The 22,014-nt window shown below is 71.9% G+C and carries 24 protein-coding genes; 7 read left to right on the plus strand and 17 right to left on the minus strand.

The features are described from left to right. The 5 genes from GVL05_RS15830 to GVL05_RS15850 all read right to left on the minus strand — a co-directional run. Positions 1–1,790, minus strand: a 1,790-nt coding sequence (locus GVL05_RS15830) for a glycosyltransferase family 39 protein (protein WP_235036014.1), incomplete at its 3' end; no start/stop codon positions are given. 306 nt (positions 1,791–2,096) lie between these two features. Beyond that, on the minus strand, positions 2,097–2,909 hold the full coding sequence (locus tag GVL05_RS15835) for a fructosamine kinase family protein (protein WP_159573757.1): 813 nt from the start codon (positions 2,907–2,909) through the stop codon (positions 2,097–2,099). A gap of 45 nt (positions 2,910–2,954) precedes the next feature. Next, on the minus strand, positions 2,955–3,521 hold the full coding sequence (locus GVL05_RS15840) for a putative toxin-antitoxin system toxin component, PIN family (RefSeq protein WP_235036020.1): 567 nt from the start codon (positions 3,519–3,521) through the stop codon (positions 2,955–2,957). A gap of 28 nt (positions 3,522–3,549) precedes the next feature. Then, positions 3,550–3,984 carry an excisionase family DNA-binding protein gene (locus GVL05_RS15845; RefSeq protein WP_131921444.1) on the minus strand — a complete coding sequence of 145 codons (435 nt, stop codon included), beginning with the start codon at positions 3,982–3,984 and terminating at the stop codon, positions 3,550–3,552. 74 nt (positions 3,985–4,058) lie between these two features. Next, on the minus strand, positions 4,059–4,907 hold the full coding sequence (locus GVL05_RS15850) for a LysR family transcriptional regulator (RefSeq protein WP_159573758.1): 849 nt from the start codon (positions 4,905–4,907) through the stop codon (positions 4,059–4,061). Between the two features lie 71 nt (positions 4,908–4,978). On the opposite strand from GVL05_RS15850, the gene GVL05_RS15855 reads away from it, so the two are divergent. Both GVL05_RS15855 and GVL05_RS15860 read left to right on the plus strand, forming a co-directional pair. After that, the gene (locus tag GVL05_RS15855; protein WP_111084731.1) at positions 4,979–5,902 is read left to right on the plus strand and encodes a DMT family transporter; all 924 of its coding nucleotides are present in this window, start codon (positions 4,979–4,981) and stop codon (positions 5,900–5,902) included. Continuing rightward, entirely contained in the window at positions 5,899–6,768 is an 870-nt protein-coding gene (locus tag GVL05_RS15860) for a UbiA family prenyltransferase (RefSeq protein WP_235036015.1), read from the plus strand. Before GVL05_RS15855 ends, GVL05_RS15860 begins: the two co-directional genes overlap by 4 nt. 30 nt (positions 6,769–6,798) lie before the next feature. Here GVL05_RS15860 and GVL05_RS15865 read toward each other — a convergent pair whose 3' ends face one another. The 3 genes from GVL05_RS15865 to GVL05_RS15875 form a co-directional block, all read right to left on the minus strand. Continuing rightward, entirely contained in the window at positions 6,799–7,980 is a 1,182-nt protein-coding gene (locus GVL05_RS15865; protein ID WP_159573759.1) for an NAD(P)/FAD-dependent oxidoreductase, read from the minus strand. 9 nt (positions 7,981–7,989) lie between these two features. Then, positions 7,990–9,222: an acyltransferase gene (locus GVL05_RS15870; protein ID WP_159573760.1), complete on the minus strand. Its 1,233-nt coding sequence runs from the start codon at positions 9,220–9,222 to the stop codon at positions 7,990–7,992. A gap of 89 nt (positions 9,223–9,311) precedes the next feature. After that, positions 9,312–9,884, minus strand: coding sequence for a TetR/AcrR family transcriptional regulator (locus tag GVL05_RS15875; RefSeq protein WP_159573761.1), 573 nt, complete (start codon positions 9,882–9,884; stop codon positions 9,312–9,314). Positions 9,885–9,993: 109 nt separating this feature from the next. On the opposite strand from GVL05_RS15875, the gene GVL05_RS15880 reads away from it, so the two are divergent. Further along, entirely contained in the window at positions 9,994–10,899 is a 906-nt protein-coding gene (locus GVL05_RS15880) for an SDR family oxidoreductase (RefSeq protein WP_159573762.1), read from the plus strand. Positions 10,900–11,021: 122 nt separating this feature from the next. On the opposite strand, the gene GVL05_RS15885 is transcribed toward GVL05_RS15880, so the two are convergent. The 3 genes from GVL05_RS15885 to GVL05_RS15895 all read right to left on the minus strand — a co-directional run bounded on the left by GVL05_RS15885 (position 11,022) and on the right by GVL05_RS15895 (position 13,486). After that, the gene (locus GVL05_RS15885; protein WP_235036016.1) at positions 11,022–12,356 is read right to left on the minus strand and encodes an NAD(P)/FAD-dependent oxidoreductase; all 1,335 of its coding nucleotides are present in this window, start codon (positions 12,354–12,356) and stop codon (positions 11,022–11,024) included. A 67-nt stretch (positions 12,357–12,423) separates the two neighbouring features. After that, positions 12,424–12,972, minus strand: coding sequence for a dihydrofolate reductase family protein (locus GVL05_RS15890; RefSeq protein WP_123938409.1), 549 nt, complete (start codon positions 12,970–12,972; stop codon positions 12,424–12,426). A gap of 19 nt (positions 12,973–12,991) precedes the next feature. Further along, positions 12,992–13,486 (minus strand): hypothetical protein, encoded by a 495-nt coding sequence (locus GVL05_RS15895; RefSeq protein WP_159573763.1) that lies wholly within the window; start codon positions 13,484–13,486, stop codon positions 12,992–12,994. A gap of 83 nt (positions 13,487–13,569) precedes the next feature. Between GVL05_RS15895 and GVL05_RS15900 the strand changes: the two genes are divergently transcribed. Then, positions 13,570–14,316: an alpha/beta hydrolase gene (locus tag GVL05_RS15900; protein ID WP_308221997.1), complete on the plus strand. Its 747-nt coding sequence runs from the start codon at positions 13,570–13,572 to the stop codon at positions 14,314–14,316. 135 nt (positions 14,317–14,451) lie between these two features. On the opposite strand, the gene GVL05_RS15905 is transcribed toward GVL05_RS15900, so the two are convergent. Together GVL05_RS15905 and GVL05_RS15910 are read right to left on the minus strand one after the other, a co-directional pair. Next, positions 14,452–14,838 carry a VOC family protein gene (locus GVL05_RS15905; RefSeq protein WP_235036017.1) on the minus strand — a complete coding sequence of 129 codons (387 nt, stop codon included), beginning with the start codon at positions 14,836–14,838 and terminating at the stop codon, positions 14,452–14,454. 75 nt (positions 14,839–14,913) lie between these two features. After that, complete coding sequence (locus tag GVL05_RS15910) at positions 14,914–15,921, minus strand: LacI family DNA-binding transcriptional regulator (RefSeq protein WP_123938407.1); 1,008 nt, start codon at positions 15,919–15,921, stop codon at positions 14,914–14,916. 164 nt (positions 15,922–16,085) lie between these two features. On the opposite strand from GVL05_RS15910, the gene GVL05_RS15915 reads away from it, so the two are divergent. Genes GVL05_RS15915 through GVL05_RS15925 form a run of 3 tightly spaced genes read left to right on the plus strand, consistent with a single transcriptional unit; the run spans position 16,086 to position 19,626 of the window. Beyond that, positions 16,086–17,075 carry a sugar ABC transporter permease gene (locus tag GVL05_RS15915; protein ID WP_235036018.1) on the plus strand — a complete coding sequence of 330 codons (990 nt, stop codon included), beginning with the start codon at positions 16,086–16,088 and terminating at the stop codon, positions 17,073–17,075. After that, positions 17,072–17,998 carry a carbohydrate ABC transporter permease gene (locus GVL05_RS15920; protein WP_123291805.1) on the plus strand — a complete coding sequence of 309 codons (927 nt, stop codon included), beginning with the start codon at positions 17,072–17,074 and terminating at the stop codon, positions 17,996–17,998. Before GVL05_RS15915 ends, GVL05_RS15920 begins: the two co-directional genes overlap by 4 nt. Before the next feature lie 5 nt (positions 17,999–18,003). Continuing rightward, positions 18,004–19,626: a hypothetical protein gene (locus tag GVL05_RS15925; RefSeq protein ID WP_159573764.1), complete on the plus strand. Its 1,623-nt coding sequence runs from the start codon at positions 18,004–18,006 to the stop codon at positions 19,624–19,626. A gap of 144 nt (positions 19,627–19,770) precedes the next feature. On the opposite strand, the gene GVL05_RS15930 is transcribed toward GVL05_RS15925, so the two are convergent. Genes GVL05_RS15930 through GVL05_RS15945 form a run of 4 tightly spaced genes read right to left on the minus strand, consistent with a single transcriptional unit; the run spans position 19,771 to position 21,987 of the window. Beyond that, positions 19,771–20,151, minus strand: coding sequence for a VOC family protein (locus tag GVL05_RS15930; RefSeq protein WP_159573765.1), 381 nt, complete (start codon positions 20,149–20,151; stop codon positions 19,771–19,773). Continuing rightward, on the minus strand, positions 20,148–20,648 hold the full coding sequence (locus GVL05_RS15935) for a GNAT family N-acetyltransferase (protein WP_235036019.1): 501 nt from the start codon (positions 20,646–20,648) through the stop codon (positions 20,148–20,150). The genes GVL05_RS15930 and GVL05_RS15935 overlap by 4 nt, the downstream gene beginning before the upstream one ends. Next, complete coding sequence (locus GVL05_RS15940; protein WP_159573766.1) at positions 20,645–21,298, minus strand: CatA-like O-acetyltransferase; 654 nt, start codon at positions 21,296–21,298, stop codon at positions 20,645–20,647. Before GVL05_RS15940 ends, GVL05_RS15935 begins: the two co-directional genes overlap by 4 nt. Continuing rightward, positions 21,295–21,987, minus strand: coding sequence for a maleylpyruvate isomerase family mycothiol-dependent enzyme (locus GVL05_RS15945; RefSeq protein WP_132099849.1), 693 nt, complete (start codon positions 21,985–21,987; stop codon positions 21,295–21,297). The genes GVL05_RS15940 and GVL05_RS15945 overlap by 4 nt, the downstream gene beginning before the upstream one ends. Positions 21,988–22,014: the final 27 nt, after the last annotated feature.

Raw genomic sequence — 22,014 nt, forward strand, 5'->3', positions numbered from 1 at the left:
CCCTCGGAGGTCGCGTCGTCCGTGCCGTCCTGGCCACTGCCCGGTGCCGTGCCGGACGTGCCGTCCGGCATCTCCGGCGCCTCGCCGGACGCGCCCTCCGGCGGGGTCCCGCCGGGACCCTGCTGGGAGTCGGACGTGCTGTCGGAGCCGCCGTCGTCGGAGCCGGAGGTCGACCCACCCGGTCCGCCCGTGCCTCCCGGGAAGCCACCGGTGCCGCCGCCCATCCCACCGGAGCTGCTGCCCGCCGGGCCGACGCTCGGGATCGAACCGGAGTGCGCGACGGTCGTCGTGGCGAGGGCGTAGGCCGTGGTGCCGGTGAGCCCGAACAGGGTGCCCGCGAGGACGCCGACCGTGACCAGCTTGCGGAGCGACGGGACACTGCCGATCACCACGAGCGCTGCGGACAGCAGCCCGCCGGCCAGCATCACCCAGCGGAGCCAGGGCAGCCACGTCGGGTTCTCGTTGAGCAGGCACCAGCCCCAGAAGGCGGTGATGCCGATCATCGCGGCCAGGCCGATCCGGCCGACGAACCGCGCTCGTGCGTGCCAGAGCAGCGCGCCACCGGTGCCGGCGAGTCCGGCGATCGCCGGTGCCAACGCGACCGTGTAGTACGGGTGGATCGTGCCGGACATGTACGAGAACACCAGGCCGGTGACCAGGAGCCAGCCGCCCCACAGGACGAGTCCGGCGCGGGCCGGGTCGGCCAGGTGACGGCGTCCGACGACGACCAGACCGACGATCAGCGCGATGAGCGCTGCGGGCAGGAGCCACGAGATCTCGAGCCCCATCTCGGACGAGAACAGCCGGCTCAGGCCCGTCGAGCCACCGAAGGAGCCACCCGCGGTGCCGCCGGTCATGCCGCCGCCTCCGCCGCCGTTGCCCGATCCGCCGAAGATCCGACCGAGGCCGTTGTAGCCGAACACCAGGTCGAGGACGGTGTTGTTCGTCGAACCGCCGATGTACGGGCGGGATTCGGCCGGCCACAGCCACACGGCGACGACCCACCAGCCGGCCGACACCATGAGGGACCCCGCGGCGATGAGCAGCCCGATGACGCGCTTGCCCCAGGTGGTGCGGGCGGCGAACAGGTAGACGAGGCCGAAGGCCGGCAGGACGAGCAGCCCCTGCAGCATCTTCGTCAGGAACGCGAAGCCGAGGGCGACCCCGGCCAGTGCGATCCACTTCCAGCTGCCTCGCGGCAGCGCCCGCACGGTGCAGTACGCGCCGGCGGTCATCAGGAACACGAGCATCGCGTCCGGGTTGTCGAAGCGGAACATCAGGGCCGCCGCCGGCGTGGCCGCGACGACGAAGCCGGCGAGCAGCGCGCCCACGTTCGCGGTGGTGGTGCCGACGCGGGCGAGGGTGCGGCGAACCGTGCCCCACACCAGTGCGACCGAGCCCACGGCCATGAGCGCCTGCGGGAGCAGCAGGCTGAAGCTCGAGAAGCCGAACAGCCGCGCGGACAACACCATCACCCAGAGCGACGCCGGGGGTTTGTCGACCGTGATGAAGTTCGACGAGTCGAGGGAGCCGAAGAAGAACGCCTCCCACGACTTCGTGCCGGCCTGCACGGCGGCGGCGTAGAAGCTGTTGGCGTACCCCGAGACGCTCAGGTCCCAGAGGTACACCACGGCGGTCACGGCGAGGAGCGCCCAGAACGCCGGCCGGAGCCAGCGGGCGTCCTCGCGCTCGCCGAGGAACAAGCGGGCGAGCGGCTTGCGACGCCGATCCTGCGCGTCGGTCAGCGCGGGGCCCCTTCGATCGGTCACGGGTATCGGGTACGTGGTCATGTCGATGAGCATCGGGGGCGTTCCCCGAGCGCGGCACTGCGCCGGCTGTGCGCGGCCTAAGGATGCACGGTGCGAGGTTGGCTGACTCGGCGCCGGCCGGGCCGGCCGGGCCGGCCGGGCTGGCGGGGCTGGGGCGGCGCACGGTGCGCTGTCGTCCGGCCCGTGCGGGGTCGCCTGCTCGGTGCGCGGTTGTGGCGCTGCACGGAGCGGGCAACCTCGCACGGAGTGAGCGAGCCCGCACGGTGCGGCGCCGGTCCCCGGTCGAGCAACCTCGCACGGGCCGAGCGAGCCCGCACCGTGCGCGGGTCAGGCGTACCGCTGCGCCGCGTGGAGGGCCGCCCCCGTGTACGACCCACCGAACAGGAACACGTGCAGCAGCAGCGGCGCGAGCTGGTGGAGCTCGACGCGCTCCTGCCAGCCGTCGGCGAGCCGCGACTCCCGGTCGTAGGCGGCGAGCACCGTCTCCAACCGAGGCAGCCCGAACAGTCCGAGCAGCGCCAGGTCGGTCTCGGCGTGCCCGCCGTGCGCGATCGGGTCGATGAGCACCGCGCCGGTCGGTTCGGACGCGTCCGTCGGCCAGAGCACGTTGCCGGCCCACAGGTCGCCGTGCAGCCGCGCGGGCCGGTCCCCGACGAGTGCGGGCTGCGGCGACCCGAGCGTGCCGTCCTGCACCCGGTCGGCGACCCGCTCGAACACGGCCGCCTGGGCGTGGTCGAACCCGCCGGCGTCGACGATTCGGCGGACGAAGTCGCGGATCCGGTACTCGGCGAAGAACGCGCCCCAGGTGCTCGGTGCATGCGCTGCGTCGACGAACGGGGTGCGGGAGCGTCCCATCCGGAGCGCGGAACCCGTCGTCCAGCCGGCGGGCGGTGCGCCCCAGCGGTCGGCGCCGGCGGCGTGGGTGTGCGCGAGGGAGCGTCCGAAGCGCTCGGCCTGTGCTGCGGTGGGGGAGCCGTCGGTGATCAGCTCGAGGTCGAGCACGGTCGGGGTCGGCCGGTCCAGCACCCGCGCGATCCTGGTGCCGCCAGCGTCTTCGGCCTCGGCGAGCCAACCGAGGCCGGCGGCTTCGGCTGCCGCTTCGTCCGGGGTGGTGAAGGTCTTCACGTGCGTCTCGGCCATCGGTCCATCTTGCCGAGGGGCCGTCGACGTCCGTTCAGCGCACGGTCATCCGGCGAGGAACCGCAGATGACGTTCCACCCGCCCGGCGAACGTCGGGCAATCGGCGTCACGGAGCGCCCCGGGCAGACTCTTCCGTGCGCCGCGGGGACGGCTGGACCAGTACCGCGCCTGCTCGCGTACGACGTCCCGCACGATCCACGGCGCCGAGTCGTCGACCAGGCTGAAGAACTCGTCACAGCGGTACACCTCGTACATCGCTGCATCCGTCGCGCGGAGACCACGGTCCTGCGTGAGGAGGACGTGCGCCCCGCAGGCGATCGCGGCGGCATGCACGTGCCGGTCGTCGGGATCGGTTCCGTGGTACTCGACCGTGGCGTCGAAGTCGTTGACGAGCTCGTCGATCGAGTCGAGGATCGCTGCTCGCAGCCGGGAGACGGCCGACCCGGGCCTGTCGGGGTGCAGTCGGCGGAGGGTGTGCGTGGTCTCGGCCAGTACGTCCTCGGTCGTGTGGAGCTGGAACATGCCGTCCGTGTGCAGTCGGAGCAGGCACGTCCAGTCTCGCAACGTCCGGCTGCAGAAGACGTTCGCATCGACGAAGACCCGCTGAAGCATCACATATCAAGCCTAGTGCGACCGGGTGTCAGTCGAAGGCCTCACCGGACTCGAGCAGTTCGCGAGCTGCCGCAGCGCGGGTGACCCGTCGTGCGTCTCGGGCTGCGAGGACGTCCGCGCGCCGGAGCCGGTGGTGGGTCCCGACGGTGTGTGCAGCGATCTCACCTCGGCCGATGGCCTTCATCAAGGTGGGTCGGGAGATCCCGATGACGTCGGCGGCGACGGTCGTCGTCATCTCGTCGGGGAGGATGCTCGTCGAGACGCCAGCCCCGTCGGCCATGCTGCGGACGAGGTTCGCGACGAAGCCTCCGAGTCGCTCCGGGAGCACGAGTTCCGTGCCGTCGTCGAGGTGGAGCTCGACGGTCGCGACCTGTCGATCGCCAGCGCGCTCGACGAGGTCGACGGCCTCGGCGCGAGCGACCTCGTCGACGCGGAGGGGCCGTGGCGTCGTGGTCTGGCGCATCGGGTCTCCGTCTCGCGTCCGTTGGTGGGCAACTGGCTCAACGGTACCGGGGTTGCACTTGCAAGTGCAACCCGTCAGACCGCGTCGACCAGCGCCCTCGCCAGCGGGTGCCACTCGCGCGACGACGGGCCGCTCAGCACCAGGGTCCGCTCGAGTCGCCGGGCCATCGGCAGCATCACGAGGTCCGGCGGCAGCATCACCCGGCCGAGCGTCGGCACGATCGAGACGCCCTCGCCCCGTTCGATCATCCCGAACATGGTGCTCATCTCCCGCACGCGGTGGGCGTACCGGAAGGGGCGTCCGTCGAGCTCGTGCAGCTTCTGGATCTGGTACTCGCACCCGCCGCCGCCCGCGACCAGGCCGTCCTCGTGCAGGTCGTCGAGCGTGAGCGCGGGCAGTTCGGCGAGCGGGTGGTCGCGCCGGACGACGGCGGCCATCTCGTCCCGGGCGACGACGACGCCCCCAGCCGGCACCGGCGAGGGGTCGACGAGCACGGCTGCGTCCACGGTGCCGCTCTCGAGCCAATCGGGCATCTCGTCGTCGTCGCCCTCGTAGACCTGCACGTCGACGTCGGGCAACGTCACCGCCCACAGCTCGCGGAGCCGCGGTAGCAGGCCCTGGCAGACGGTGGGGACGGCCGCGAGTCGCACGGTGCCGCGCGCTGTGGCGGGCCGGACCACTGCCTCCAGGGCGTCGACCGAGGCGAGCACGCTGCGGGCGTGGGCGAGCAGGCGGTCGCCCAGGGGTGTCGGGACGGCGACCGCACCGCGCCGGACGACCGGCCCGCCGACCTCGCGCTCGAGCCCGGCGACGGCGTGCGAGACGGCCGACTGGCCGACGCCGAGCACGGAGGCCGCGGACGTGAACGACCCGGCGTCGAGCGTGGCGACGAACGCACGGAGCTGGGGGACCGAGACGGTCATGCGTGCTCCTCATGTCGGCATGAACCCCATGCGTTTGCCGCATGGGCGTTGGTGGTTCGACACTAGGCCACATGAACGCCCTCCTCTACGGTCTCGTCGCCCTCACCTGGGGCTCGAGCTTCCTCTTCGCGAAGATCGGCCTCGACGGACTCGCACCGCAGCAGGTCGCCACCGTGCGGACCGTCCTGGGCGGCGTGACGCTCGTCGTGCTGTTGCTCGCGACCCGTCGGCGCTGGCCGCGGGAGCCCCGCGTGTGGGCGCACCTGGCGGTCGTCGCGTTCTTCCTGAACGCCCTGCCGTCGTCGCTGATGGCGTGGGCCGAGCAGACCGTGCCGTCCGGGCTCGCGAGCATCTACAACGCGACGACCCCGATCATGACGCTGGCGGCGCTCGCGGTGCTCGTGCCCTCCGAACGGCTGCGGGGCCGGCAGGTGGCCGGGATCGTGGTCGGCATCGTCGGGGTGCTGGTGCTCGTCGGTCCCTGGGACCTGCTCGGCGACCCGGCCGTCCTGGCGAGCGTCCCGGGACAGGTCGCGTTGCTCGGCATGACCGCCTCCTACGGCATCGGCCTTGCCTACCTGCGGCGCGTGGCGGTGGGCAGCGCGTACGACCCGGTCACGATCGCGACGGTGCAGCTCACGCTGGCGTCCGGCATGCTCCTGCTGGTCGCGCCCGCCATCGCCACCGGCCCGGTACAGCTGGACGGGAGGATCGTGGCCGCGATGGTCGCGCTCGGTTGCGTCGGCACCGGGCTGGCCTACGCGTGGAACACGCGCCTGGTGCAGGCGTGGGGCGCCGGTCGGGCGTCGACGGTCACCTACCTGACGCCGGTGGTCGGCGTGGCGCTCGGCGTGCTCGTGCTCGGTGAGCGCGTGCGGTGGAACGAACCGGTCGGTGGACTGGTCGTGCTGCTCGGCATCGCGCTGGCCTCGGGGGTGCTCGGCCGCCGGAGTCTGCGTCGTCCGGCACGCCCCGCCCGTACGCTGGCCGGGTGACCTCCGGCCAGGACCCCCACGTGGTGCGACTGCTGTTCGCCTCGTCCCACCCCGGCCCGACGGTCACGGTCACGGTGCTCGCCGCCGTCATCGCCGCGGCCGTCGGACACCCGGTGTGGCTCGTGGTCCTGGTCGCGCTGACGGTGGTCGCCGGACAGCTGTCGATCGGCCTGGCGAACGACTGGATCGACGCCGACCGCGACCGTGCCGTCGGCCGGAGCGACAAACCCGTCGCCCGCGGACTCATCGCGGTGGAGACGGTCCGCACGGCGGCGTTCGTGACGGCCGGTGCCGCCGTGGTCCTCTCGCTGTTCCTCGGGCCCGTCGCCGCTGTCGCGCACCTGGTGCTCGTCGCCGCGGGGTGGGCCTACGATGCCGGGCTCAAGCGCACCGTGTCGTCGGTCGTGCCGTTCGTCGTCGCGTTCGGGCTGCTGCCCGTGGTCGCGGTGTCCGCCGGTCCCGAGCAGCTGTGGCCGGCGTGGTGGGCGATCGCCACCGGCGCGGTGTTCGGCGTCGCGATCCACTGCACGAACGTCCTGCCCGACCTGGTCGACGACGCCGCCACCGGGGTCCGCGGGTTCCCGCACCGCCTCGGGCTCCGGGGAGCCGGGATCGTCGCGTTCGGGTCGCTCGTCGTCGCGGCCGGCCTGGTGCTCGGCGGACAGGTGCTCGGTGACGACCCGGTCCGCGGCATCGGGGTCGTGCTCGCCGTGGTCGGGGCGGTCGTCGTGCTGGTGCTCGCCGTGGTGGGGGTCCGGCTGGTGCTGGCGGGACGGGCATCGCGGACCCTGTTCCGGCTCGTCATCGCGTCGTCCCTGGTGCTCGTCGTCGAGCTCGGGTTCGCCGGGGCGCGGCTCGTCGCCTGACGCGAGCCGGCCGCGCGCCGACGCGAGCCGTCAGGCCCAGCGCATGGCGTAGAGCCGAGCCAGGCCGTGCGCGGTCGGCAGCGACAGGACGGTCCGGAGCAGCGCCTCCCGTCCGATGGTGGAGACGGCACCGAGCGGACGACCGAGGCCCATGTTCGCCTCGGCCTGCCGGGCCGCACGGCGGGCGGCTGCCTGCCGGCGGGCGGCGTAGCCGGGCCACGGTCCGGCCACGCCGGTCCGGACCGCACCGGCGAGCAACGGCGCGAGCTCGGCCGCGTCGAGCCAGCCGAGGTTCATGCCCTGCCCGCCGATCGGGCTGATCTCGTGGGCGGCGTCGCCGACGAGCACGACCCGGCCGACGCCGACGCGGTCGGCCGCTCGGCGCCGCACCCGGAAGCCGCTGAGCATCGTGCAGGACGACGGATCCGGGACGACGCCGGTGCGTGCGGCGACGATCGCGGCCAGTCGTGCCGCCGGCTCCGGGTCGGGGGCCGCGCCGCTCGGGGCGAACGCCAGCGAGTCCGGCACCAGGGCGACGTACCGGCGCCGACCGTGCGGCAGGGGGAAGGACTCGACGACGCCTCCGGGGCCGACGTCCACCAGGGCGGCGGTCCGGGCGTCGGCGCCCTCTGGGTCGGCGAAGTCGCCCATCACGTAGCGGTCGGGGTAGTCACGTCCGGTGGTACCGATGCCGAGCAGGTCACGGACGACGCTCCGTGCGCCGTCTGCCCCGACGACGAACGCCGCCCGGACGGTGACCCGTGCGCCGTCCGGGCCGGTGCCGACCGCGTCGACGTGGTCACGGTGCCGGGACAGGGCGGTCACCGTCGTCCCGGTGCGCAGCGCTGCTCCGTCGGCAGCGGCGAGCCGGTCCCGCAGCAGGGACTCGGTGCGGTGCTGGTCGAGCGTCGCGACGTACGGGTGGGTGTCCGAGGCGCGGTCGAAGGTCAGCGTGCCGAGCGTCCGCCCGCGGCTCCGCGCGACGCCGGTGCGCACGAGGGTCGCCTCGGCGAGCACCGGGACGTCGAGCCCGATCGCGGCGAAGGCATCGAGGGACGGCGGGTGGATGCCGATGGCGCGGGAGCCCTCGGGTGCACCGGGGCGACGCTCCCACACCTGCGCGGCGACGCCCCGGGCAGCCAGCAGCGCGGCGAGGAAGAGGCCGACGGGACCACCGCCGACGACGAGGACGTCGGTGCGCTCAGTGGTCACGGGCCGAGCCTACGGTCCGGCGGTCGAGCCGCGCACAGCTGCACTGCTCGTGCGCAGCCGACGACGGAGCCGCTCCACGGGGACCTCGACCGCGTAGGCGGCACCGATCGAAACGAGCAGCACGACGCCGACCAGCCCGACCGTGCCCCACGCGCCGATCGCGAACGTGCCGAGCAGCGCGATGACGAGCGGGTGCCACAAGTAGGCCGAGTACGACACCCGTCGTCCGAACCACGCCACCGGGGTCCAGCTCAGCGCGGTGGCGACGGGCGAGCGCACCGACACCAGGCCACCGATGAGCACCGCCGAGATCACCCCGGTGACCGGCAGGACGACACCGAAGGTCCAGGCGTGCTGCGTCCAGTCGTCGTCGATCCAGAGCAGCACACCCGCCAGGAGTGCGAGGCCGGTCCAGGTCGCGACGTGTCCGGCGACCCCGGCTGCCCGGACGCGCACCCGTTCGTCGTCGAGCAGCAGCGCGAGCGCGCACCCGATCGCGAGCGGCACGACGCCGAGCACCGGCGAGAAGTACACGTCGGGGGTGGCGCCGCCGCTCGGGGACCGGTAGCTCGCCCACGACGCCGCCGACGCCCCGACCACCAGGACGCCGAGGCCCGTCAGCAGCCAGCGCCGTCGGGCCCGCAGTGTCGCGAGCAGCACGAGCACGGGTGGCCAGACCAGGTAGAACTGCTCCTCCATCGACAGGCTCCACGTGTGCGCGAACACACCCTGCGTGGTGTCCCAGAACGCGCGGAAGAGGTTGCCGGTGTAGGTCAGGGCGATGACCCCGGCCTCGCCGGCCGAGAACGACGCGCCCTTGTAGTCACCGACCCAGTTCCACAGCAGCAGACCCACCGCGACGAACACGAGCAGCGCGGGGTAGAGCCGGAGCAGGCGCTTGAGCCAGAACGAACCCAGCCGGACACGACCGGTGCGTCGGCGTTCACCGAGCAGCAGCGTGGTGATCAGGAAGCCGGACAGCACGAAGAACACCGTCACGCCGATGAAGCCGCCCTCGAACTGCGGGACGTGCAGGTGGTACAGGACGACGGCGAGGATCGCGATGGTCCGGAGTCCGTCGAGGGCGGGTGCGCGATGGGTGAGCGGGGGCGGTGGCGTCCGGCCCGTCGGGTCGCGGTCGGTCCGGCCCCGCGCGGTCGTCGCGTGGCCGGGCGCGGTCGTCGCGCGGCCAGGTGCCGTCGTCGCGCGGACCCGCTCGGGCGAGAGCACGTCGGTCGTCACGGGCACCTCCTGCGCGATCGGGAGGCCACGACAGCGGGACGCGTCGTGACCGGATCGTCACATGATGCGCGCGGCAGGTAAGAGCCGACTCAACGCCCGGGGTGCACCAGGGTCGCCAGGGCGTCGAGCCGTTCGTGCACGATCGCTGCGAAGGGACGGTCCTCGCCGGGGGTGATCCACTGTGCGAAGGACAGGTGGAACACCGTCACGGCGGTCTCGGCGGCCATCGTCGCCGCCGGTTCGGGGACGCCGCGCTCGCGCATGACCTCGCCCAGGCGTGCCTTCAGGGTGGCGAGCTTGCCGAGCTCCCGTTCGCCGAGCGCTGCGTTCGCGTCGATGATCGTCTGCCGGGCCCGCGACCACGACCGGCGGTCCTCGGGGAAGAACCCGGCGGCGGCGTCGAGGGCGCGTCCGACCAGGTCGAAGGGCGCCGCGTCGGCCGGGGCGGCCGTGATCGGGTCGACGAACATCGCGAGGAAGTCGTCCTGGCCGGCGAACAGGACCTCGCGCTTGTCGGCGAAGTGCCGGAAGAAGGTGCGCTCGGTGACCTGGGCCTCGGCGGCGATCCGCGCGACCGTGGTGCCGTCGTAGCCCTCGGACGCGAAGAGCTGCAGCGCGACCGCCTGCAGTCGTTCACGCGTTCCGGGTTGCCATCGAGCCATGCACAGAGTCTACTGAACAGGACACCTTGATGACAGCGGCTGACATCGAGTGCTACGGTGATGTCAGTTCATGACATCACCGCCGTGGACACCTGCGAAAGGACCACTCATGCACGTGTTCGTCACCGGGGCCTCCGGCTGGATCGGCTCCCACACCGTCGACGACCTGCTCGCCGCCGGACACACCGTCACCGGGCTCGCGCGTTCCGACGCGTCGGCCACCGCGCTCGAGGCGAAGGGCGTCGCCGTCCTTCGCGGTGACCTCGACGACCTCGACGTCATCCGCCGGGGCGCTTCCGAGGCCGAGGGCGTGCTGCACCTCGCCAACAAGCACGACTGGGCGAACGCCGCCGCCACCAATGCCAGCGAGCGGGCCGCCGTCGAGACCATCGGTGCAGCGCTCGTCGGCACCGACCGCCCGTTCGTCCTCGCATCGGGCGTCGCCGGGCTCGCCCAGGGCCGCCCCTCGACCGAAGCGGACGCCAACCCGTTCGTCGGCCCGGACAGCATGCGCGGCGGCAGCGAGAACCGCGGCTTCGACTTCGTCGGCCAGGGGGTACGCACGATCGCTGCCCGGTTCGCGCCCACCACGCACGGCACCGGTGACCACGGCTTCATCGCCGCGATCGTCGGCGCCGCCCGGCAGCGCGGCGTCTCCGGCTACGTCGGCGACGGCACGAACAGCTGGTCCGCCGTGCACGTCACCGACGCCGCCCGGCTCGTCCGCCTCGGTCTGGAGCAGGCGCCGGCCGGCACTCGGATGCACGCCGTCGCCGAGACCGCGATCCCGACCCGGGCGATCGCCGAGGCCATCGGCGAGGTCCTCGGGCTGCCGGTGACCTCGATCGACCCGGCGGACGCGGACGCGCACTTCGGGTTCATCGGCCGGTTCTTCGGCATGGAGATGTCCGCCACGTCCGACGCCACCCGCGAGCTCCTCGGGTGGGAGCCGACCGGCCCCGGCCTGCTCGAGGACATCGCCGCCGGCGCCTACTCCGGCGTGCGGGTCGCGTAGGCGGCGCGGAGCACCCGCGGATGGTGAGCAGAAATGGTCGGGTTCAGTCACCGGACCCGACCATTTCTACTCACGAAGCGAGCCGCGAAGCGACGCGCGACGCGCGAGCGCGTCGGCGCCGACTACTCGGACTTCTGCATCTGCCACGGCTCCGGCTCGCGGTCGCCGTTCGGGCGCACGGGCCGGACGTCGCCGACGATCGGGATCGCGCGCTTCCGCATGAACCACAGGTAGCGGACGAAGAAGTGCGACAGCGTCGACAGCCGGTTGCCGTTGCCGAGCAGCGACGCGATGTGCACCGCCACCCACGCCAGCCACGCGACCGGACCGACGAGCGTGATGCCACCCCGCAGCTGGGCGACCGCGGCGTTCGTGCCGATGGTCGCCATCGTGCCCTTGTCGAAGTACTTGAAGTGCTCGGTGGGCTTGCCCTCGAGCAGACGCTTGATCTGCTTCGCGACGTGCCGTCCACCCTGCAGCGCCGGCTGGGCCAGCTGCGCGAGGGCATCGGACTGCGCCGCGATGTCGCCGGCCGAGAAGATCCGCTCGGCGCCGTTGACGCGCAGGTCGTCGCCGACCTGGATGCGTCCGCCGCTGGTCTGCGGCAGGCCCCAGCCCGATACCTCCTTGTGGGCGGCGACGCCGGTGGCCCAGATGACCTGCGAGGCGGGGATGAACTCGCCGTCGGCCGTCATCACGCCGTCCGTCTTGACCTCGGAGACGCCGGTGTTCAGCCGGAGGACGACGCCGCGCTTCCGCAGGACCTTCGCCGCGTACCGGCGCAGGCGCGGGGCGAACGGCTTGAGCAGTTCGCCACTGCGGTGCACGAGGGTGATCGTGATGGCACCCTTGTCCAGCTCGGGGTACGCCCCCTCGAGTGCCTGGTCGCGGAGCTCCGCGAGTGCGCCGGCCATCTCGACGCCGGTCGCGCCGCCGCCGACGATGACGATCTTGATCTCGTCGGGGCCCTGGTTCGCAGCGGCTTCCTCCAAGCGGGTGAACAGCTCGTCGCGGATGCGCAGGGCCTGCGAGCGGGAGTACATCGAGTACGCGTACTCGTAGGCGCCCGGGGTGCCGAAGTAGCTCGTGTTCACGCCGTTCGCGAGCACCAGGTAGTCGTAGTGCAGGTGCTCGCCGTCGGACATCTCGGCGATGCGTTCGTCGGTCCGGATGCCGGTGAGCAGGCCGTGCCGGAACTCGGCGTTGTCCTGCTTGGCGCGCAGGCTGCGCAGGAAGTACGTCACGTCGCCGGCGTTCAGCCCGCCCGTCGCCACCTGGTACATGAGGGGCTGGAACATGTTGTAGACGTGCCGGTCGACGAGCGTCACCCGGACGGGAGCGTCCGCCAGCTCGCGCATGGCAGCGACACCGGCGAATCCACCGCCGACGATGACGACGTGCGGGCGGGTGTCCTGGGGCATGCTGATCCGGCTTTCTTCGGTTCGTGAGGTGGTCACCCACGAGGGTACGCGCGCTGTGGACCGCTCCCGTCCACTGCCGACCGGGAGGCCCGGGTCGGCTCCGTCAGGCGTCGAGCCGTGCGTAGGTGCTCACGACGTTCCCCTTGCTCGTCACGGTGCTGTCGACCAGCCGCAGGCGCGTGGCCGGGTCGGTCGGCTCGAAGAGCTTCCGGCCGGAGCCGGCGATCGCCGGGTGCACCATCAGCTGGAGCTCGTCCAGGAGCCCCGCGAACAGCAGCTGCCGGACGACGCTCACGCTGCCGCACACCGCGATGTCGGCGCCGTCGCGTTCCTTGAGCTCGCGGACGAAGGTGTCGAGGTCGCCCGGGATCCTGGTGGTGTTCTGCCACGTCAGGTCGTCGCCGAGCGTCGTGGAGGCCACGTACTTCTCGATCGGGTTGATCCACTGCCCGAAGCCGTCGTCGGGGTGCGCCGGCCACCACTCGGACCACTCGAGGTAACTGTTCCTGCCGAGCAGGACGGTGTCGGTGCGGGCCATGAACGCGCCCATCCCGGCCCCGAGCTCGTCGTCGAAGCTGTCGTACTGGAACTCGTACGGGTCCTGCACGACGCCGTCGACCGACGTGAACAGCCCTGCGGTGACCTTGCGCATGGCCGGAGCGTACTGCGGATCAGCTGCCGGTGCCGCTGTCGCTGCTGCTGCCGTCGGTGCCGCTGCCGGATCCGTACCCGGGGAGCTGCCCGGTGCCGTTGCCCGGGAACTGGTTCGTGCCGCCGTTCGTGCCGGGCACCTGCGTCGTCGACTGGGACTGGTCCCCACCGATCGCATGCCCGATGGCGAAGCCGATGCCCCCGCCGACGAGCAGCGCCGCCAGCCCCACGATCGCAGCCAGGACGGGCCAGAACCACGGCGGCTTCGGTGCGCTCTTCCGGCTCGTCGGGGCCGAGGCGGCGTACCACGGGGTGGCGCCGTTCGGGTCGCCGGCGTTCCAGGATCCGGCGTCGGAGCGGTAGGGCTGCTGGGCGTACTGGTTCGGTGCGGGTGCGTCGAGGGTCGCCGTGGAGGTCGGCGTGGGTGCCGAACCCCAGCCGGCCGGTGCCGCTGCCGAGGGAGTGCGGGCGGCGTTGCCCGGCTCGTGGCCGTTCGTGGGAGTGGTGTCGCTCATGGAAGGCAGTGCACACCGCGCCCCTATGTGCAGCCGATGACGAGCCTGACGCAGTGCTGCGAACCGCCGCGTACCCTCGGGGCGTGCGCGATGAGCTGGAGACGGACCCGACCACGTTCCGCACGGAGCCGGCGCGCACGGGCCGACCCGTGCCTCCCGGCATCCCGCTGGTGCGACGCGCGAGGTGGGCCGCACTCGACTGGTGGTACGCGATCTCGTGGCAGGTGCGGAGCCTCGGGCCCACCACCGCTGACGACTACCGGACCGGCGACGGCCAGCCCGTCGTGGTGATCCCCGGCGTCTACGAGACCTGGCACTTCATGCGTCCGCTCATGGACGCCCTGCACGACCGCGGGCACCCGGTGCACGTGCTGCCGGTGCTGCGGCACAACCTGCGGCCGGTGCCGGACTCGGCGCGCGACGTGTTCGCGTACCTCGAGGAGCACGACCTGCGGAACGTGCTCGTGCTCGCGCACAGCAAGGGCGGGCTCATCGGGAAGTACGCGATGACCCAGCTCGACGACCACGGCCGCATCGACCGCATGGTCGCCGTGTCGACGCCGTTCGCCGGGTCGGGCTACGCGCGACTGGCTCCGGTGCGGCACCTGCGGGTGTTCCGGGCGGCCGATCCCGTGCTGGCCGGACTGGCGCGGGAGCTCGACGCGAACGCCCGCATCACCTCGGTCTACGGGGTGTTCGACACGCTCATCCCCGAGGGCAGTGAACTGTCCGGGGCGACGAACGTGCGGCTGCCGGTGGGCGGGCACTTCCGGATCCTCGGTGACGCCCGCACGCGCGCCGCGGTCCTGGCGGCCGCCGACCCGGCCTGAGGCGCGCCCGTCTCGTCTCGTCTCGTCCCCGAGGTTCCGAAATCTCGGCATGTCGGCGCTCGGATCGCCGCAGTTCGGAACCTCGACGGAGATCACCCGGCATGTTGTGGAACCTCAGAGCGCGGCCAACCTGCCTCAGGCCTCGGGCAGGAACAGGCAGAACGGGTGCCCGTCGGGGTCGAGCAGCACCCGGACGTCGTCCTGCGGTTGGAACGCGGCCTGTGTGGCACCGAGCTCCTCGGCGCGGGCGACGGCTGCCGGCAGGTCCTCCACCTGGAAGTCGAGGTGCAGCTGCATGCCGGGGGCGTCGGCGGTGCCGGGCCAGGTCGGCGCGACGTACTCGGGCTCGTACTGCACGGACAGACCGGGGCCCTCGGCGGGGCGGATGCGGGCCCAGGTCGGGTCGTCCTCGTACACGGTCCACCCGGTCAGGGCGCCGTAGAACCGGGCGAGGGCGATCGGCTCCGGGGACTGCAGGACGGTCGCGGCGAGCGTCGGCATCGAGGCGTCTTCGCTGGTCATGCCGCGGAGCGTACGCCGATCAGCGACCACCGATCAGCGGTCAGCGGTCAGCGGTCAGCGATCAGCGATCAGCGATCAGCGGTCGGCGACGCTCGCGCGCTCGACGATGCGGTGCGGCACCACCACGGTCTCGGGCGGCAGGCTCCGGTCCTCGATCCGTCGGGTCAGCAGGTCGAGTGCTGCCGTCGCGAACGCCCGCCGGTCGAACGACACCGTGCTGAGTGCGGGGATCGCGTACGCCGCACCGTCGATGTCGTCGAACCCGATGACGCTGACGTCCTCGGGGACGCGGACACCTCGGGCGGCCAGGACGTGCAGCACGCCGAAGGCGATCGAGTCGGTGAACGCGAAAACGGCGTCGGGCAGGGGGTGCTCGTCGAGCCAGGCTGCGAACGCCGTCGCTGCCGAACTCGTCGTCCAGGACGGCAGCGGCACCCGCAGTGCGGGGTCCGGTTCGATCCCGGCGGTGGCGAGTGCGGCGAGGTACCCACGTTCCCGCAGCTCACTGGTGGCGGTGGGCTCGGACGCCCGGGCGGCACCGGCGACCGCGATCCGGCGGTGGCCCCGGGACACCAGGTAGGCGGTGACCTGCTCGGCGGCGGCCCGGCTGTCGACGTGCACCTGGTCGACGTGCTCGGGTTCGACCTCACCGATCACGACGGTCGGCGGCAGCCCCTCGGTCGAGGCCAGGACGCTCGCGCTGAGCGACACCGGGTTGAGCACGAGGCCGTCGACGAGGTGGGCGCGGGCTCGTGAGACGAGTTCGCGCTCGCGGGCCGGGTCGTTGCCGGTCTGGTCGAGCTGGACGACCCATCCGCGCTCGCGGGCGAGTTCGACGAACCACTGCGCGAGTTCGGCGGAGTAGGCGCTGCCCATCTCGGGAAGGGTCAGGGCGATCGCACCGGAGCGGCCGTTCCGCAGCCCGCGGGCGGACAGGTTCGGCACGTAGTCGAGTTCGGCGACGGCCCGCTCGACGCGCTCGCGGGTCTCCGGGCGCACCACCACGCCGCCGTTGATGACGTTGGAGACGGTCTTCGGCGACACCCCGGCGAGGGTGGCCACGTCCCGCACGGTTGCGCGCATCGGGACGAGCGTAGCGCGGCCGGTCTCCGTTGGAGGCGTCGTGCGGGGCTGCGGGTGTGCGCTCACTGGAGCGTTACAACGATGGAAACGTTTGGCAACGGATTGCCACGTTGTAACTCCGCACGCCAGGGTCGCTGCAGGAATCCAACGGAGGAGGCCACCGAGTGACGAAGCTCGACGTCCGCGCGACGACCACCGCGCACACCGCACCACCACCCGACCCCGGGCTCCGCCGACGGAGCACGTGGCAGCGGATCCGCCGCGACCGGGTGCTGCTGCTGATGGGCCTGCCGGGAGTCGCCCTGCTGCTCGGGTTCCACTACCTGCCGCTGCTCGGAAACCTCATCGCATTCCAGGAGTACCTGCCGTTCGTGCCGCTCGGCCGCAGCCCCTGGGTCGGGTTCGAGAACTTCTCGGTGGTGTTCGACGGCAACGGCGAGTTCCTCGGCGCGCTCCGGAACACCCTCGTGATCACCCTCGTGCAGGTCGTGTTCGTGTTCCCCGCACCGATCATCCTGGCGCTCATGCTCAACTCGCTGCTGTCCGAGCGGATCAAGGGCGTCGTGCAGTCGATCCTGTACCTGCCGCACTTCCTGTCGTGGGTGATCGTCGTCGCGGTGTTCCAGCAGATCCTCGGCGGCTCCGGGCTCGTGAACAACGCGATCCGTGCCGCCGGCGGTGACGCGATCGACTTCCTCGGCAACCCCGACGGGTTCATCGCCCTGCTCACCAGCCAGGTGATCTGGAAGGACACCGGCTGGGCGACGATCCTGTTCCTCGCCGTCCTCAGCTCGATCGACGCCAGCCTGTACGAGGCGGCGAAGATGGACGGCGCCTCGCGCTGGCGCCAGCTGTGGCACGTCACCCTGCCCGGCATGCGCGGCATCATCATCCTGCTGCTCATCCTGCGGCTCGGCGACTCGCTCACCGTCGGCTTCGAGCAGATCATCCTGCAGCAGCAGGCCGTCGGTCGTGCCGCCAGCGAGGTCCTCGACACCTACGTCTACAACAACGGCGTGCTCGGTGGGCAGTGGGGTGTCGCCGCGGCCGTCGGACTCGTCAAGGGCGTCGTGGGCGTGCTGCTCGTGCTCGGCGCCAACAAGCTCGCGCACGTCTTCGGTGAAGCGGGCGTCTACCAGAAGGAGTCGCGATGACCGCCACGCACACCGTGACCGTCCCACGGGCGAAGAAGCGCAAGCGCGGTGGCCCGGACGCGGCTCCGCTGCCCGGACGGCTGCTCACCGGAGCGGTCCTGCTCGTGATCTGCCTCGTGGTGATCCTGCCGTTCGTCGGCATCGTGTCGACGAGCCTCGCACCCACCAGCCAGGTGAACGACGCCGGCGGGTTCGTGATGTGGCCGAAGGGCTTCGACCTCAGCGCCTACGAGAGCATCTTCGCCGGCGGTGTCGTCACCCGGGCCCTGGTCGTGAGCATCGGCATCACCACCGTCGGCACGCTCATCAGCCTGTTCGTGAGCGCGATGCTCGCCTACGCCCTCAGCCGTCCGGGCTCCTACGGGTCGGGCGCCGTGCTCGGCCTCGTGCTCGTCAGCCTGCTGTTCGCGCCCGGCCTCATCCCGAACTACCTCGTCGTCAAGCAGTTCGGGCTGCTCGACTCGTACTGGGCGCTCATCCTGCCCACCGCCCTGAGCGCCTTCAACGTCATCGTGATGCGGTCGTTCTTCATGGCGATCCCGCAGGAGCTCCTCGAGTCGGCACGCATCGACGGCGCCGGTGACTTCGCGGTGTTCTGGCGGATCGTGCTGCCGCTGTCGAAGGCCGTCCTCGCCGTCATCGGCCTGTTCTACGCCGTCGGCTACTGGAACGCGTTCTTCAACGCGCTGCTCTACATCAACGACACCGCGAAGTGGCCCCTGCAGCTGGTGCTCCGCACCTACGTGATCAACAACGCGCAGCTCGGCGGCGCCGACCTCGGGGCGTCCGCCGATGCCCTCCCACCCCAGGCCTCGATCCAGATGGCGATCCTCGTCGTCTCGATCGTGCCGATCCTCATCGTCTACCCGTTCCTGCAGCGGCACTTCGCCAAGGGTGTCCTGACCGGTGCGGTGAAGGGCTGACCAGCGTGACGAACAACGGAATCACCCGCCGCGCGCTCATCGCGGGCGGTCTCGGGGTCGCAGCCACGGGCCTCCTGGCCAGCTGCTCCACCGTGACCCGCTCGACCGACGTCAAGGCGATCAACCAGGCGGTCACGCTGCCGGACTACGTGCCGTGGGCCGGCGGGCCGGAGCCGGCGTTCCCGAAGACGAGCGCCCTCATGCCGAGCGCCTTCCGGAAGATCCCGGCGTCGCTCGTGCCCACCGACGGCAAGCCCGGCGACGGCTCGACCGTGCACGGCAGCGTGCCGACGAACTCGCCCGTGCCGCCCTCGAAGGGCAGCAACCCGTACTGGCAGGGGCTCGACCAGCGGATGGGGATCGACCTCGACCTCACCATCACGCCGAACGCCGACTTCGGCAACAAGTTCGCCACGCAGGTCGCGGGCGACACCCTCGGCGACGTGTTCACGGTGTTCGGGTCGTTCCCGTACCTGCCGCAGTTCCTCGAGGCCAAGGCCGCCGACCTCAGTCCGCACCTGTCCGGCAGTGGCGTCCGCGACTACCCCTACCTCGCCAACCTGCCGACCGCGTCGTGGCGCGGCACCGTCTTCTCCGGCGGCATCTACGGCGTCCCCGTCCCGCGCGGACCGTTGACGTCGCAGGCCCTGTACCGCCGGCAGGACCGGTTCGAAGCCCTCGGCGTCGACCCCGCGTTCTCGAGCGTCGACGAGTTCGTGCAGGTCTGCCGCGACGTCTCGGACCCGCACAGCAACCGGTGGGCCCTGGCCTCGGTGCCGACGAACATCCTCGGTCCGATGCTCGGGCTGCCGAACCAGTGGCAGGTCGAGGGTGGCCGGTTCACCCACATGTACGAGCTGGACGAGTACCAGGACCTGCTCGAGGTGTCGCGGAAGCTCATCGCCGAGGACCTCGTCCACCCGGACAGCATCACCGCCTACAACGGCAAGGTCTGGTTCGTGCAGGGCTCCGCTCTCATGCTCTCCGACACGTACAGCGCCATCCCCGGACTGCTGCAGCAGGCCACCCCGGGCAGCGGGTTCGAGCTGACCATCGCCCCCTTCGTCGGACCGTCCGGAGCGGAGTCGAAGCCGTGGCTCGGCGACCCGAACAACGCGATCGCGGCCGTCGCCGCCGGCGGTGAGGAGCGCGTGAAGATGCTCCTCGAGGTCCTGAACTGGTGCGCGTCGCCCTTCGGCACCGAGGCCTGGATGTACCGCAAGTTCGGCATCGAGGGCCGCGACTTCGAGTACCGCGACGGATCCCCGGTCCTCACGAAGACGGGCAACAGCGAGACCGCGCTCGGCGAGTTCCCGTTGCAGTACTTCACCGAGTGCCCGCTGCCGCTGTACTACTCGGGCAACCCGACGATGACGGACACCGTCTACGAGTCGCTGTCGTCGTGGGTCGACCGCGGGCTGCCGAACCCCGCCTACGGCCTGTACTCGCCGACGAACTCGACGACCGGGCCGGCCCTCGGCACCTTCGCGACGAACGCGATCAACGACGTGCTGCTCGGGCGGGCGAAGGTGTCGTCGTGGAAGGGGACCGTGCGGGAGTGGCGTCGCCGGGGCGGCGACGCGATCCGCCGCGAGAACCAGCAGGCGTTGGCAGCGCGGTCGTCCTGACGCGCTCGTCGTCGCGTGGTGTGGCGCCCAGACGCCGCGCCGTTTCTCGGCGTCTCGCGCACACGACGGCGTCCTGCGCGGCCCTGGACTCAGGGCGAGCGGACGGGAGGCCCGTGGCGGGGTCCGCCACGGGCCTCCCGTCCGTCAGCGTGGCCCGGCCACCCCGACCAGGTTGCCCGCAGGATCGCGGAAGTGCGCGACGGTGACCCCGCCGCCCTCGTTCCGGGTCGGTGGCAGTGCCGCCGACCCGCCCAGGCGCTCCGCGTCCTGCAGCGCGGCGGCGACGTCGTCGACGCCGACGTAGAAGACCGCGTGGGTGGCGAAGCCCGGACCGCCGCCGATGCCGCCCGCGACCGGACCCGCGCCGTCGACGGGTTCGAGGAACGAGTACGACGTCTGATCGGAGACGGCCGCAGCGACCGGCGCTCCGGGTGGCGCATCCCAACCGAACAGTGCGGCGTAGAAGGCGCGCAACCGATCCGGGTCGGGGCCGATGAGTTCGACGTGCACCACGGCGTTCGTCATGGGGCCGTTGTACTCCCGGCGCGGACCATGTGGACCTCGCGGACGCCGTCGTCGACCTGCGCGCTGCCGTCCGGCGCGAAGCCGTGCTTGCGGTAGAACGCCTGCGCACGCGGATTCGGGTCGGCAACCCACAGCGTGACCCGCTCGTCCGGGCCGACCACCGCGTCGAGGAGCCCGCTGCCGGCGCCGGATCCGTGGTGACCGTCGAGCAGGTAGAGGACGAAGAGGTGCACGTCTGCGGCACCCGCCCCGCCGGTCGCCGGACCCGCCATGGCGATGCCGACGACCGTTCCCTCGTGTTCGGCCACGGCGACCCGGTTCGCTGCGAACCGGGCGTCGGTGAGTGCCGCCGTCCAGAACGCTTCGCGACGGACGACGAAGGACGGGTCGTCGAGGACCTCGTCCCGCATCAGGCCGCGGTACGTCGTCCGCCACGATGCGACGTGGACGCGGGCCATCGCGGCCGCATCGGTCGGCAGCGCAGGTCGGACCGTCACGCCAGCCACGACGGGTCCGCGAACAGGTCCTCGAGCTCCTGGACCAACCGCGAGGTGTGGAAACCGTCGGCCGCCGCGTGGTTGATCTGCAGCGCCAGCGGCATCACCGTGCGGTCACCCTCCGTCCGGTACCTGCCGAGCGTGATGATCGGCAACAGGTGGTCGTACCCGTCGCGGACGTGCAGCGCGAACCCCGTGAACGACGTGCGGGGGAAGGTGGAGACGTCGAACACGTTCCGGGGCCTGTCCTCCTGCGGGAACATCCGGACGTCGTCCCGGTACCGATCCATCGTGTCGACCGCGACGGCGTGGAACCGGCCGGGGTCCTCGTCGTAGGGCACGACCAACGCCGAGAAGGTCTCCGTGTCCGGGTGGAACACCGTGAACATCGGGTGCACGGCGTCCCAGACGCCGGGGGAGCCGTCGTCGAGCAGCTGCATCCGGAACTCGGGATGACGGTTGACCACGGTCGCGATCGCCCAGATCTGGGACGCGTAGGTCTTCGCCGCGCTCGTGCGGACCGCCGCGACGAAGGCCGTCACGTCGACGTCGACGGTCACCTCGTAGGAGCACTGCACACGCTGGCGGTAGTGCTCGAAGTGCTCGCGGCGGGGCCAGGTGGCCAGGTCGATCGGTCGGAGCTCCGTCATGGCACCAGTCTGGTCGCGAGTGCGGCGTCGAGTGCTGCCCGCTCACCGTCGATCGTCAACGCGACCTCGACAAGCGCCCGTCGCTTCCACAGGAGGAGCAGCACGTCCTCCGCCCGACCAGTGACGATGACGGCGGCGTCGCCACCGTCCGTGCCGTCGAGCGAGGCCTCGCCGGGTGCGTCGGAGAACGCGAACGCGACGGTCCGCGCCAGCGCCGCGATGCGGCCGAGCCGCACCTGACGCGGGTACAGGTCACCGACGACCTCACGAACGCCGTCGGTCGCCAGCTCGACCGGGAGGCCCGGCTCGACTCCCAGCGCCCGCTGCGCGTCCCACAGGTGGATCGCGGTCTCGTGCGCCTGGCGACGTGCCCAGGTCGCGGCCGTGTCCGGCGGGTAGATCGCCGAGCACGGGGTGTCCGAGGAGCGTGCCCGGAGCGCCGCGACGAGTTCGTCGGCTCCCGTGCGGAAGCGGTCCGCGAGGTCGTCGTGCGCGAGCGGTGCGGGCTCCGAACCGGTCAGTTGCCCGAGCGCCCACCGGTGCACGTCGGTCAGATGGACACCGAGGTCCTCGACGGACCAACCAGGGCACGACGGCACCGGTGCCGCGCGGTCGCCGGACCGCAGGACGTCGTCGAACCGTTGCGCTGCTCCGGCGAGGGCGGTGAGGTGGGTGTCGTACGTCGACATGGAGCCAGCATGGTCACGAGGTGCTCC

The organism is Curtobacterium sp. 18060, assembly GCF_902706105.1.
Classification (GTDB): Bacteria; Actinomycetota; Actinomycetes; order Actinomycetales; family Microbacteriaceae; genus Curtobacterium.

Coding starts and splice junctions, on each gene's coding strand:
- GVL05_RS15835 (WP_159573757.1), bottom strand. CDS start 2,909: ATGGCCGAGACGCACGTGAAGACCTTCACCACCCCGGACGAAGCGGCA.
- GVL05_RS15840 (WP_235036020.1), bottom strand. CDS start 3,521: ATGCTTCAGCGGGTCTTCGTCGATGCGAACGTCTTCTGCAGCCGGACG.
- GVL05_RS15845 (WP_131921444.1), bottom strand. CDS start 3,984: ATGCGCCAGACCACGACGCCACGGCCCCTCCGCGTCGACGAGGTCGCT.
- GVL05_RS15850 (WP_159573758.1), bottom strand. CDS start 4,907: ATGACCGTCTCGGTCCCCCAGCTCCGTGCGTTCGTCGCCACGCTCGAC.
- GVL05_RS15855 (WP_111084731.1), top strand. CDS start 4,979: ATGAACGCCCTCCTCTACGGTCTCGTCGCCCTCACCTGGGGCTCGAGC.
- GVL05_RS15875 (WP_159573761.1), bottom strand. CDS start 9,884: ATGGCTCGATGGCAACCCGGAACGCGTGAACGACTGCAGGCGGTCGCG.
- GVL05_RS15880 (WP_159573762.1), top strand. CDS start 9,994: ATGCACGTGTTCGTCACCGGGGCCTCCGGCTGGATCGGCTCCCACACC.
- GVL05_RS15890 (WP_123938409.1), bottom strand. CDS start 12,972: ATGCGCAAGGTCACCGCAGGGCTGTTCACGTCGGTCGACGGCGTCGTG.
- GVL05_RS15895 (WP_159573763.1), bottom strand. CDS start 13,486: ATGAGCGACACCACTCCCACGAACGGCCACGAGCCGGGCAACGCCGCC.
- GVL05_RS15905 (WP_235036017.1), bottom strand. CDS start 14,838: ATGACCAGCGAAGACGCCTCGATGCCGACGCTCGCCGCGACCGTCCTG.
- GVL05_RS15910 (WP_123938407.1), bottom strand. CDS start 15,921: ATGCGCGCAACCGTGCGGGACGTGGCCACCCTCGCCGGGGTGTCGCCG.
- GVL05_RS15920 (WP_123291805.1), top strand. CDS start 17,072: ATGACCGCCACGCACACCGTGACCGTCCCACGGGCGAAGAAGCGCAAG.
- GVL05_RS15930 (WP_159573765.1), bottom strand. CDS start 20,151: ATGACGAACGCCGTGGTGCACGTCGAACTCATCGGCCCCGACCCGGAT.
- GVL05_RS15940 (WP_159573766.1), bottom strand. CDS start 21,298: ATGACGGAGCTCCGACCGATCGACCTGGCCACCTGGCCCCGCCGCGAG.
- GVL05_RS15945 (WP_132099849.1), bottom strand. CDS start 21,987: ATGTCGACGTACGACACCCACCTCACCGCCCTCGCCGGAGCAGCGCAA.